The following is a 12,110-nucleotide window of genomic DNA, read 5'->3' on the forward strand; positions in this document are numbered from 1 at the left end:
CATATGAAAACTCTTTATCTGGAGTGCCCTTTTTGGAGGGCTTTAGATTGTCTCGCTTTTGATGATACAAATATAAGCTGGTTTTTGGGCAGGAGGTAGACAAGTTAGCGCCGATTTTATTATGTCAAAGCGTGGAAATAAAATGTGAAAACCGCTATGGGAGAGAGTTTGGGAAGATTCTTAACATGAAGCCCAACCTGAATTATGGGATTTTTTCTACCCGGAAACATGTGTGTTTTCTTGTCTGTTTTACTGTTTTGTTGCACCGTCCTGAACTGTCCTGTATGTTTTGCTCGTCTTATTTGTATCTTTTAGTGTCCTGGTGGAGTGGGATGAGAACTTTGCGGTGGGTAAAAAAATGGTCAACTACTTTTGGGCAGCTGACCATTTGATAGGATAGGGCCTAATGACAATGGCCTTGATTAGTGCAACCCCTCTCGTCGCGGGTCGCTAAATTTGGGATAACAAAGATAGGGAATTTGCTAAATAATTTGGGAATAGCAGAAGGTTTTTTTGGTGTTGCGGGGGTGAATTTTATTTTGTCTTTTTATTGGACATATTTCCCCGATATTTACCGGGTACAATTTTATAATAAGGAACCTTTGAATATGGCTAATAAGGGATTGAAAAGTGATATCGGACGGATCGTTCAGCAGACTATGCCGGATATAGTGGAGACGAGGCTGCGGGAATATCTCAAGGAGCAGTCGTTCAAGCCGGGGGATCCCCTGCCGAAGGAGATCGATCTGGCCGAATCGCTGGGGGTGAGCAGGAATGTTGTGCGGGAGGCGCTGAGCCGGCTGAGAATGCTCGGAATGGTGGAGACGAAGAAAAAGAGGGGGATGGTGCTGGCCAGCCCGGATATTCTGAGTTCGTTCGAGCGCGTGCTCGATCCGTCGATCATTGGCGAGAATACCCTGAAAGATATTTTCGAGCTGCGGCTGGTGCTGGAGATGGGGCTGGCTGAGCTGATCTACACCCGCAAGACGGCGGGGGATGTGGCGGAACTGAAGGAGATCGCCCTGCGGCAGATGGACGGAAAAAAGGACAATTTCAGGATCAAGAATGAGATCGAATTCCATGGAAAGCTCTACGAGATGAGCGGCAATGATACGCTGAAACGCTTCCAGAACATGCTTCTTCCCATCTTCGACTACGTGGTCAAGACGGAGCCTCGATTCATCTCGGGGAAGGTCTCCCACCTGGACCTGGCGACCATTCTGGAAAAAGGAAGCAAGGAAGAGTTCAGGGAAGGGATGTACGAGCACCTCAAACCTCATTTTGACAGATTGAAAAGACTGGGATAGGCGGCCCAAATATTGGCAGTTCTCCATTTTAATTTGGAGGAGAGGGATTTTTCCCTACATTTGTTATGTAGTACATAAGTACTATTGAACGTAATACTTGCCAATATGAGATCTTTTCTAAACCAAAACGGCTTCGCGGGCTATGCCGCCGGAGCCAGCTGCATTCTGGCAATGACCTTATCCATGGGCTCCTGTCAGAAGAAAACTGCTGCTGCCGCTGCCGCGGACAGCCTGAAATCAACCAGGCAAACCACCGTGGCTCCGGCGCTGTCGGCGCCCATCCACAACAGTCTGCTCCTGTTCAACGGGGGAGACGAGGGGGCGGGCGGGGTAGCCACCTATCATTCCTTCCGGATCCCGTCTATTGTCCGGACGAGCAACGGGACGCTGGTGGCCTTTGCTGAGGGAAGGAGGTGGAGTCCCAGTGACTACGGGGATATCAACCTCGTCTGCAAACGGTCGACTGACAACGGTTCGACATGGTCGGCCTTGCGCGAAGTATCCGCGAACGGTGCCGGCACCTGGGGCAATCCTACGGCGGTATATGACAAGGACAGCGGCCGGATCTGGCTTTTTATGAGCTGGAATGACCAGTACAAGACGCAAATCTCCGATTTTACGCAGTGGGGTGACCGTCGCGTATTTACAACCTATAGCGACGACGACGGCCTCAGCTGGTCGGCGCCGGTAGACAGAACGAGCGCGCTGACGCCTTCCGATTACAAATGGGACGCCATGGGGCCCGGCATCGGGATACAGACGGCGATGAGCCATCCGGGAAGGCTGGTCGTCCCTGCCTATGGACGCAATATTTACAGCGATGACCACGGTAAGACATGGGCCTACCAGCCGATAGCCGGCGGCAAGCACGAGAGCACGATCGTGGAGCTGATGAACGGCAATCTTTTGAGAAATGACAGGCCGAGCGACAGCGAGTGGGCCACTGCGAACTATCGCAGAAAGGCGGTGGGGACGATCGATGCCGGCTTTGGCGCCTTTGTGTCCGACAACGGCCTGCCGGACCCGAAATGCGAGGGTTCCATACTTCGCTATAATACCGACAATCCACAACGAATCATATTCCTAAATCCTAATAGTACCAGCAAGCGCTGTAATATGACGGCGCGGATCAGCTATGACGATGGCGCTACCTGGCCGATAAGCAGGGCCATCTATGATTGGAACACCTGTGACTACACCGCTATCGAGGCCGGGAATAATATCGCGAAGGGCGGGTATTCGAGCATGATCAAGACGTCAGACTACGCGGTGGCCGCGCTGATCGAGATCAACGAAGGCCTCAGTGATAACAGCACCAGCCACAAATCCATTGAATTCCACAAGTTCAACCTTGGGTGGATCGTCAACGGCGCCACCGAACCTTAGTCTATTATTAGGCCCATGAAGAAGGGCCCGGTAATACAATTTTTTAATGTCTCCAAAAACGATGAAACTGCGTATGAAAACGAGAAATTTTTTCTCCCTTTACGATTGCTTATGCTGACGGCGGTGTTCTTTTTTACGATCGCCGCCTCCTACGGTCAGACCCCTTCTGCTGTCACAGGAAAAGTGACGGACAGCACCGGCAAGGGGATCGAGAATGTGACCGTCAGGATCAAGGGTAGCAAGGGCGCGACGGTAACGAATGCCGGGGGGTATTCCTCATTTCTGTCCCGCGTCCCGGTGCGACTCTGGTATTTTCGGCTGTGGGCTTTGCTCCACAGGAGGCGCGGGCGTCATCGGGTGCGATCAATGTCTCTCTTCAGCGTGTTGTCGACAATATGCAGGACGTGATCATCGTCGGGTATACGCAGCAGAGCAGGGCGAAGACGACGGCGGCGGTGAGCAAGCTGGGGCCGGACGAACTGAAGGACGTGACGGGCGCCAACCCGGTGCTGGCTCTGGAGGGCAAGATGGCGGGGGTGAATGTCCCTGTTAGTTCGGGTCAGCCGGGCGCATCGCCGGCCAATATCATCATCCGTGGCGGCACCAAGCTGAATCCATATGGTACGGCCATCGGCAACAGCGGGGGCGACGCTATCGGCAGTTCGGACGCCACCAGCCCACTGGTGATCATCGACGGGATCTACCGTCCGATGGCTGACGTCAACCCTGAAAATATCGAGACTATCCAGGTGATGAAAGACGCCGCGGCGACCGCGGCCTATGGTTTCCGGGGCGCCAACGGGGTTATCGTGGTGAAGACAAAGACCGGCAGGTATAATACCAAACCGCGCCTTAGCCTGAATCACCGGACTACCTGGGAGACGGCCTCGCGTAGTCTGGACTATATGAATGCGACGCAGTATCTGAAGCTCGCGCGTACGACGGTATTCAATACGCACGACGCGCTGGACAAGAACAGCCTGCTGAACAACGGCGGTTTCTCCGCGGGTACGAGGGTTTATACGGCACCAGGCCAGTATGGCATCAATATCAATCTCACGGCGCTGTACGACAATATCGTGGCGGTAGAAGGTCAGAGCTATGTGGACAATCTGATAAAGAACAAAGGTTTCATGACGATGGACGATCCCATCAATCCCGGTACGAAACTACTATATGCCGACAACCACTACCAGGACATGCTGTGGGTCACGGGTCTGACCAATAACGACAATCTCTCCATCGACGGCGGAAGCGACAAGGCCAATTATTTCCTGTCGGCGGGCTATACGGACCAGGCTGGGACTTTTGTGGGCACCAACTACAAGCGGTATGACGCACTTGGCAATTTAGGTTTCAAACCCGTGGATAATTTCAAGGTCGACCTGATGTTCAACTATCAGAATATCGAGCCCAACTATGTGGCGGGTTTTGTGAACGAGCTGGCGAGGGGCACGCGTATCACGCCGCTGATCCGGATCTTCAAGGACAACGGAGATCCGACCCCGGGCGAGCTATACACCGTTCCAAATAGATTTCACACGCTGAAGTACGACCGGACGCAGGTGTCTACGGAGCAGTTCATCAGCCGGCTGGCCGGCGACTGGACCATTATGCACGGTCTGCATTTCAAGCCGTCTGTCTCCTGGTTCGCGAAGGACTACCGATATTTGTATATGCGCAAGGGGACTCCTGCCAATGAGATACAGCCATCCACGCAGCGGCAGAAGAACGAGTCGACGACCAACACGAGACAGCTGATGATCGACCAGATCCTGCAGTATGATTTCAACTTGAAGGATGATAATCATTTTACTGTCCTCGGAGGTTTCGAATACACCCGGAATACGGGCAATACCATCAATATCGGTTCGCAGCGCGCGACCAACGACTATATCTTTACCATCAGCGAACCGCCGAACAGTACGATCAACGGGGTTACGACGACCAATGTGACCGATTTCTCGACGTCGCTGTCGGAGACCCGCAGCGCCAGCTTTTTCGGGCAGATGAACTATGATTTTGACGGCAAATACCTGCTGAGCGGAGCGCTTCGTTATGACGGCTATTCGAACTTCGCGCCTGAGAATAAATATGCGTTCTTCCCGTCCGTCTCGGCCGGCTGGAATATCGCCCGGGAAAAGTTCTGGCATATCGAGCCTGTCAGTACGTTCAAGCTGAGGGCCAGCTGGGGTCAGGCCGGTAACAACGACCTGAGTATAACCGATACCTATGGTAACTACACGACAACGACCTATGCGCAGTCGTCGGGCGTCGTCCGGGGCAATCTTTCCAACCCCAATCTGAAATGGGAGGCTACTACGACGACGGATCTGGCGGCGGAGTTTGGTTTGTTCAGGGACAAGCTGAGCCTTGTCGTGGACTATTATAACAAGGTCACGAGCGACCGGCTGGCGTCCAAACCGCTGCCTTCCGAAGCACCTTTTGCCTCGATCCCCTATAACAACGGGAGTCTGAGGAACAGGGGTATCGAGGTCGAGCTGGGCTATACCACGCTGAAGTCGCATTCGTTCAGCTGGACGACCAATTTCTCATTTGCCATCAACAAGACGGTCGTTACGAAGCTGCCTGCGAATGGCCGTGCTAAGAATCGCCAGGGCGGAGACCTCATCTGGGACGCCAATAAGAAACAGCTGGTCGAAGCCGGCGGGTATGCCGAAGGCGAGCGGGTAGGCGGCCTCTGGGGTTATAAGGTGCTGGGCGTGTTCGCTACCGACGCTGAAGCGGCTGCCTGGAGCGCCAGTCACAAGGACAATCTCGCATCTCCCTCGGGTATAACGGTGGGCAAGCATGCCGGTGACTTTATCTGGCAGGACACCAATGGCGATGGGATCATCGACGCCAAGGACCAGGTGTTCATGGGATGGAGGACGCCGGCGATCATGGGTGGTATGCAGAATACCTTCTCCTATAAAGGCTTTTCGCTGCGTGTGGCCGTCGATTTCGCGATGGGACATATTATCAGCAATGGCGCGCTGGCCCGATCGCTGGGTCAGGGCAGGGCATATAACGAAGGGGCTCCCAGGGCCGCACTGGGATCAGAGATCTGGCAGAAGGAAGGCGATGTGGGCAAGAAATATGCGCGGTTCTCCTTTGCCGACTACGATTTCGGGCAGCGCAACTATCTGAGGAACGCCTCACTCGGCACCAATTACACCTATTCGTCGGACGCTTCGCCGATGCTGGAAAAGGGAGATTTTCTCGCGGTCAGGGAGATCAGGCTTTCCTATAATCTCGCGCCGTCGCTTGCCCGGAAGATGCGCGCATCGGGTGTGAATGTTTATGCGAGCGTAAATAACGTCGGATACATAACGAAATACACCGGGTTTAACCCCGAGACCTATACGGGTGTAGACGGCGGCGGCTATCCCCGTCCGAGACAGTATTCCTTGGGAGCAACCCTGAAGTTCTAAAAACGAATCAATCATGCAAAAGATAATAAATATACTGATAGCGCCGGCCTGTTTGCTTACACTTCTGGTGGGATCTGGTTGTAAGAAGATGATCGAAGTGACTCCTCAGTCCAGTATTACGGAACAGACCTATTTCAAGAGCGAGGGGGATTTCGATCCTTATCTGACGGGCATTTATCCGTCGATGCGGTCGCTTGCCAACAATGTAACCTATGGTACCGAGCGGAGCGAAGAGCTGATACCGGCCCTCAATTCCAGGTTCTCCACCGCCTGGTCGCAGATACTCTCGCCGTCCACGGGGGCGCTGAATTACAACGACTGGTACAAGGCCATCGGCAACTGCAATCTGCTTTTCGATAAGATAAAAGGATTCTCCTTCTCTTCCTCTCCCGATACGAAGGCGCGGATACTGGCGGAGACCTATGCGCTGCGCGGTTATTTCTATTTCCATCTCACGAGGATCATCGGTGATGCGCCCATCATGCTGCAGGCGGTTGTAGACGAAAATGTGCCGCTGCTGGCGCGCTCTCCCGCGAAGGATGTCATGAAGCAGGTGTTCAGCGATCTGGATTCGGCTATTTTCTATTTCAGGTCGGTGAGCGGATTTTCGGTGAAGACCTATCCGTCGAAATATAGATTCGCCTACGGTTCGGTTCAGGCGCTAAAGGCAGACGCCAAACTGTGGGACGCAAAAGTTTTGGGTGGCGGAAGCGCGGACTTTAATGATGTAGTTGCAGCCGCGTCGGAAGTGGAGGCCTCGGGGCTGACGCTGAATGCCGACTACGGCAAGGTGACGTCGACGCGTGCGTCGGCCAACACGGAGGTAGCGCTTGCGGCCTACTATCTGCGGGATGAAACGGGCGCCAACTATGCGCTCAATGCACTGCCTTATCTGGTGGGTGGCGCACAGGGAGCGGTCAATATCGACAGCCTGCCCTATGTACAGACCACGACGAACGGTCAGGGAGCCTATCAGATCAGCGCGAAATCGAAGGCGCTGTTCACTAATCCGAAGGACAAGCGGATCCCGTATACCTGGGTTACACAGCGGAATATCGATTCCAGGACGAAGGACACCGTGAATGGCATCTCCTGGATCACCAAATATGTCGGTACGAAGTATGCGGATGACCGCGTTTCGGACAATGACGTGATCATGTATCGTCTTGCCGATGTGTTCCTGATGAAGGCGGAGGCTTATGCCGGACTGGGCAATACGACCGATGCCATCACCTATCTGAACAAGGTGCGAAGCCGCGCGGGTACCGGCAACTATGCGGGGGCAACGGATGAGCCTTCGGTCGAGCTGGAGCTGCTGAATGAGAGGGGAGAGAGCTGTTCTTCGAGAACAAGCGCTGGTACGATCTGGTGCGATTTCATATTGCGGGCACCATTAACGTATATACCTATGTACCCAACCTGGTTGGTAAGACTACTCCGTTATACTGGCCGCTAAATACGACTGTGTTGGCAAATAACAGCAAGCTGACCCAGACGCAAGGATATAATTAACCTGGTTTACAATACAAGAACTATGAATAAAATTGAAGGATTGATCGCGGCGGCGTTTACCCCGTTCTATGAAGATGGCTCTATTAACAGAGATATGATCCCTTTACTCGTGAACAAGCTGGTCAAAGATGGCCTGAAAGGGATCTTTGTTTGCGGCAGCAACGGCGAGGGACCGAACATGACCATCGACGAGAGAAAATTTGTTGCCGAAGAATTTGTAAAGGCCGCGGCGGGCAGACTGAAGATCATTGTACATGTCGGGCACAGCAGTATTACCGAGGCCCGGGCGCTTGCGGTGCATGCTGCTCAGATAAAGGCCGATGCCTTTGCGTCGGTGGCTGCTTTCTATTTCAAGCCCACCAGCGTCCAGAACCTGGTCAACTGTATGGGTGATATAGCCCGCGCTGCCCCGGATCTTCCTTTTTATTATTATCATATCCCGCATCTGACGGGAGTGGGTATGGATATGGTCAAATTCCTCGAGCTGGCGGAGGGGACTATCCCCAATCTGGCCGGTATAAAGTATACGGCGTCTACCCTGCAGGAGTATCAGTCCTGTCTGAACTACAAGAAGGGTAGGTTCGATATTTTATTCGGTATAGACGAGATGCTGCTGCCGGCTCTGGCTGTCGGGCCCGCGGCGCTATCGGGAGCACCTATACTTTTGCTGCACCGCTGTATTTGGCCGTGATGGAGGCGTTTAGAAAGGGAGATATGAAGGGGGCGAGGGAGGCTCATGCGTATTTGGTGGAGGTGATACGGGTATTGCTGAAGTATCCGCCCATTCCCGGGCAGAAGGCGATCATGAAGATGCTGGGGTGGGATCTCGGGCCGAGCCGGCTGCCGCTGACCACGCTGAGCCAGGAAAATTTCGATCAATTTTATAATGAGCTGGCGGAGTTGTCTTTTTTGAGAAATTGCCCAAACTGGATGGAGTCCAGTTCGCGCACGTTCCCGAGTGAAGCGAAGGGAACGGACAAGGGGAGCTCTGCGAAGCAGCTCCGCCGAAGTCCTGCGCAAGTAGTTGTGATTTTGGGACAAAAATTTATTTTTGAGCCCAAATTTTTGTCCCAAATAAAATCTGCGGAGCTATGGCGGCATTGAAAGGCTGGTTCGTATGCATTTTGTGTATTTTAACTTTGAACAGCATGGGTCAGGATACTGCCGGTCAGGTATTTTTTAACTGGAGCCGGCCCGGCAGGTACCGGATGCCGACGGCTTTGCGGGTAGCTATGCGGGTGTCAGCAATGGTGCTCTTCTTGTGGCCGGGGGAGCGAATTTCCCCGGTGGTGGGCGTCCCTCGACGGGGGGCGTGAAGACCTGGTATGACAAGATCTTTGTACTGGAGCGGCCCAACGGAGAATGGAAGGAGGCTGGTCGGCTGCCCCACCCGATGGGATATGGCGTTTCGTTAAGTTATGGAGATGGGGTAGTGTGTCTGGGCGGGGGCAACGGTAGTGGAAATTTTTCCGATGCGTTTGTTTTGAGGTATACTGACGGGAAGGTGGTTGTGAGTTCTTTGCCGTCGATGCCCGAGCCTTTGATCAATGGATGTGGGGTGATCGTGGGTCATAGTGTGTACGTTGTGTCGGAGAATAATTTCTGGTGTTTGGATCTTTCGGCTGCCGGCCGGAAATGGCAGGTGCTGAGGCCGCTGCCGGGGGTATCGAGGATACTGGCCGCGGCGGGTGTATATGAAGGCAAGGTATATGTTTTTGGCGGAGTGCACATGACGTCAGATCCTGTGCCTTTGCGAAAGTATCTTAAAGACTGCTGGGAGTATACTCCGGGCAGGGGGTGGAAGCGGATAGCCGACCTCCCTCATGCTCTGGCTGCAGCGCCTTCGCCGGCGTATAATGCAGGGCAAAATCATCTGATATTGTTTGGCGGGGATGACGGGGCCCTGGCTTCCCAGGTGGCGGTATTGAAGGATTCGCATCCTGGATTTACGAAGGACGTTCTCGCTTACAATATCCTGACGGATTCCTGGTCGGTAATGGGGGCTACTCCTTCCCCTGCGCCGGTCACGACGCCGCTGGTCGTGTGGGACGGAAATATCGTTATAGCCGGTGGTGAGGCCCGGCCGGCGGTGCGAACCAATCAGGTGTTGGTCGCGTCTCCCCGTCAGCCTTCCGGAAAGTTCGGCGGGCTGGACTGGACGGTCATTGCGCTATACTTTGCCGTTGTCATCGGGATAAGCGTATTCGTATCGAAGCATATGGGTTCCACTACGGGCGATTTTTTCTCGGCGGGCAGAAGATACCCTGGTGGGCTGCCGGTCTGAGCATTTTTGGGTCGAAGCTCAGCGCGCTGACTTTTATCGCCATACCCGCGAAAGCCTATGCGACGGACTGGGTATATGTGATGAACAACGTCATGGTGCTGGCCATTGCGCCCGTGGTAACTTATTTCTATTTGCCTTATTTCCGAAAACTCAAACTGACCAGCGTCTATGAATATCTGCAGATCCGGTTCGACAGGCGGGTCAAGCTGCTGGGGAGTTTTACGTTTATCGTTTTTCAGCTGAGCCGGCTCGGCGTCGTCGTATATCTGCCTGCACTTGTGCTGAGCACCGTGACTGGGATCAATATCTTTGCGTGTATACTGGTGACGACGATCATTACGACGGCGTATAGCGTGGCCGGAGGTATCGAGGCCGTCGTCTGGACGGAGGTCATGCAGGTGTTCGTTCTGCTGGGAGGGGCCCTGGTGAGCTTCTTTTTTATTACTTCCCATACTTCCGGCGGGTTTGGAGGTTTTATCCGGGAGGCTTACGCCAATGACAAGTTCAGGGTGGCGAATCTGGGCTGGAGTATATCAGAGCCGGTACTATGGGTGGTTGTCATCGGGACGCTGCTGACCAATCTGGTAACCTATACTTCCGACCAGGTGGTGGTGCAGCGCTATCTGACAACGCCTACGGAGAGGGAGGCAAGGCGGTCTGTCTATACCAATGCGCTGATGGTGATACCGGCCACCGTAATCTTTTTGGGGTAGGTACGGCGCTGTGGTTTTTTACCGGCATCACCCCGGCAGGCTGAACCCGAATGGCCGGGTGGACGATGTCTTTCCGTGGTTCATTTCCCAGCAATTGCCGGCGGGTCTGTCCGGTCTTGTGATCGCGGGCCTGTTTGCGGCTACCATGTCCACCATCGGGTCGAGCATGAATTCAATCGCTACGGTGCTAACGACTGATTTTTACAAGACCTTTCGAAAGGGGGCTACGGACAGGCAGTGTCTTCGGTTTGCGAAAGGCTCCACGGTGGTCCTCGGCGCGCTGGGCAGTCTGATAGCGATGTATCTCGTCTATCTTCAGAATGCTTCTATCTGGGACCAATACCTGAAGATCATCGGTCTGTTTGGCGGGTGTCTGGCGGGGATGTTCGCCGCGGGCATCTTCTTTCCGCGGATCAACAGTACGGGTATCCTTGTTGGATTTTTTGTCAGCTGTATCGGGTTGTATTTTTTACAGCGCACGGATGCGGTCAATTTCTTTTTATACCCTGTGTTTGCCGTGGCGGGTTGTTTGCTGATAGGTGGGCTTTTTAGTTTTCGGAGTTCTGCTAAGGTGGCGACGGCGGTTGTGGTGCTTTGTTTGGGTGGGTTTGCTGTTTCGGCGCAGACATTCAATTATGTCTATAAGAACGGTGATGACGGATATAAGTGTTTTCGGATACCTGCGATCGTGACCACGACGAAGGGCACGGTACTCGCCTTTGCCGAGGCGCGGAAGAATAATTGCGGCGACGCGGGTGATATCGATCTGGTCGTCAAACGGTCGGAGGATGGCGGCAGGACCTGGAGCGCGCTGCAGGTGGTCTGGAACGATTCTACCAATACCTGCGGTAATCCCGCTCCGGTAGTGGATGAGGCAACGGGGGCCATCGTGCTGTTGTCGACATGGAATGCGGGGACGGACAGGGAGAAGATGATCAAGGACCGCACAGGGAAGGATACGCGCCGTGTGTTTGTGCTGTCGTCGACGGATGACGGGCATAGCTGGTCGTCTGCCCGCGAGATCACGGGGGAGGTAAAACGGGATGACTGGACCTGGTATGCCACGGGGCCGGGAAGAGGCTTGCAGGTCAGCAAGGGCAGGCATAAAGGGAGGTTAGTCATTCCGTGTAATCACGAAGAGTCGGCGACGAGGAATAATGCTTCGCATGTCATCTATTCCGATGACCATGGGCGCAGCTGGAAGCTGGGTGGCTCTGCACAGGACAGCACCAATGAGGCGACGGTAGCGGAGCTGTCGAATGGCCGTCTTTTGCTGAATATGCGTAACACGGGGCATGTTCGCTACCGTCAGATAGCTGTCAGCCGCAACGGAGGTAAGAAGTGGTCGGCGCTTCCGCCCGATACGGCGCTGGTCGAGCCTCGTCTGTGAAGGCAATCTTATCCGGTATCATTTTGCCGGGAAGAAGGATTGCCTTGTCTTTTCCAACCCTGCGAGCAGGACGGCGAGGGTAGG

At 54.0% G+C, this 12,110-nt stretch carries 8 protein-coding genes and 1 pseudogene; all 9 read left to right on the forward strand.

Translation table 11 applies throughout. The annotated features are described in order from the left end of the window. Positions 1 to 608: 608 nt before the first annotated feature. Complete coding sequence (locus ACQ86N_RS10170) at positions 609 to 1,307, forward strand: FadR/GntR family transcriptional regulator (RefSeq protein ID WP_431215053.1); 699 nt, start codon at positions 609 to 611, stop codon at positions 1,305 to 1,307. A gap of 105 nt (positions 1,308 to 1,412) precedes the next feature. Continuing rightward, positions 1,413 to 2,693: a sialidase family protein gene (locus tag ACQ86N_RS10175; RefSeq protein ID WP_431215054.1), complete on the forward strand. Its 1,281-nt coding sequence runs from the start codon at positions 1,413 to 1,415 to the stop codon at positions 2,691 to 2,693. Between the two features lie 111 nt (positions 2,694 to 2,804). After that, a complete protein-coding gene (locus ACQ86N_RS10180) occupies positions 2,805 to 3,101 on the forward strand; it encodes a hypothetical protein (RefSeq protein WP_431215055.1) in 297 nt (98 codons plus the stop codon). Next, positions 3,014 to 6,127 carry a SusC/RagA family TonB-linked outer membrane protein gene (locus ACQ86N_RS10185; protein ID WP_431215056.1) on the forward strand — a complete coding sequence of 1,038 codons (3,114 nt, stop codon included), beginning with the start codon at positions 3,014 to 3,016 and terminating at the stop codon, positions 6,125 to 6,127. Before ACQ86N_RS10180 ends, ACQ86N_RS10185 begins: the two co-directional genes overlap by 88 nt. Before the next feature lie 13 nt (positions 6,128 to 6,140). Then, a complete protein-coding gene (locus ACQ86N_RS10190; RefSeq protein WP_431215057.1) occupies positions 6,141 to 7,583 on the forward strand; it encodes a RagB/SusD family nutrient uptake outer membrane protein in 1,443 nt (480 codons plus the stop codon). 78 nt (positions 7,584 to 7,661) lie between these two features. Continuing rightward, positions 7,662 to 8,743, forward strand: a pseudogene (locus tag ACQ86N_RS10195) (dihydrodipicolinate synthase family protein). Between the two features lie 157 nt (positions 8,744 to 8,900). After that, complete coding sequence (locus ACQ86N_RS10200; protein WP_431215058.1) at positions 8,901 to 9,923, forward strand: galactose oxidase; 1,023 nt, start codon at positions 8,901 to 8,903, stop codon at positions 9,921 to 9,923. A 2-nt stretch (positions 9,924 to 9,925) separates the two neighbouring features. Beyond that, positions 9,926 to 10,636 carry a sodium:solute symporter family transporter gene (locus ACQ86N_RS10205; protein ID WP_431217348.1) on the forward strand — a complete coding sequence of 237 codons (711 nt, stop codon included), beginning with the start codon at positions 9,926 to 9,928 and terminating at the stop codon, positions 10,634 to 10,636. A 10-nt stretch (positions 10,637 to 10,646) separates the two neighbouring features. Next, positions 10,647 to 12,026: a sodium:solute symporter family transporter gene (locus tag ACQ86N_RS10210; protein WP_431215059.1), complete on the forward strand. Its 1,380-nt coding sequence runs from the start codon at positions 10,647 to 10,649 to the stop codon at positions 12,024 to 12,026. Positions 12,027 to 12,110: the final 84 nt, after the last annotated feature.

The sequence above is a fragment of the Puia sp. P3 genome (genome assembly GCF_050632245.1).
Lineage (GTDB): Bacteria > Bacteroidota > Bacteroidia > Chitinophagales > Chitinophagaceae > Puia.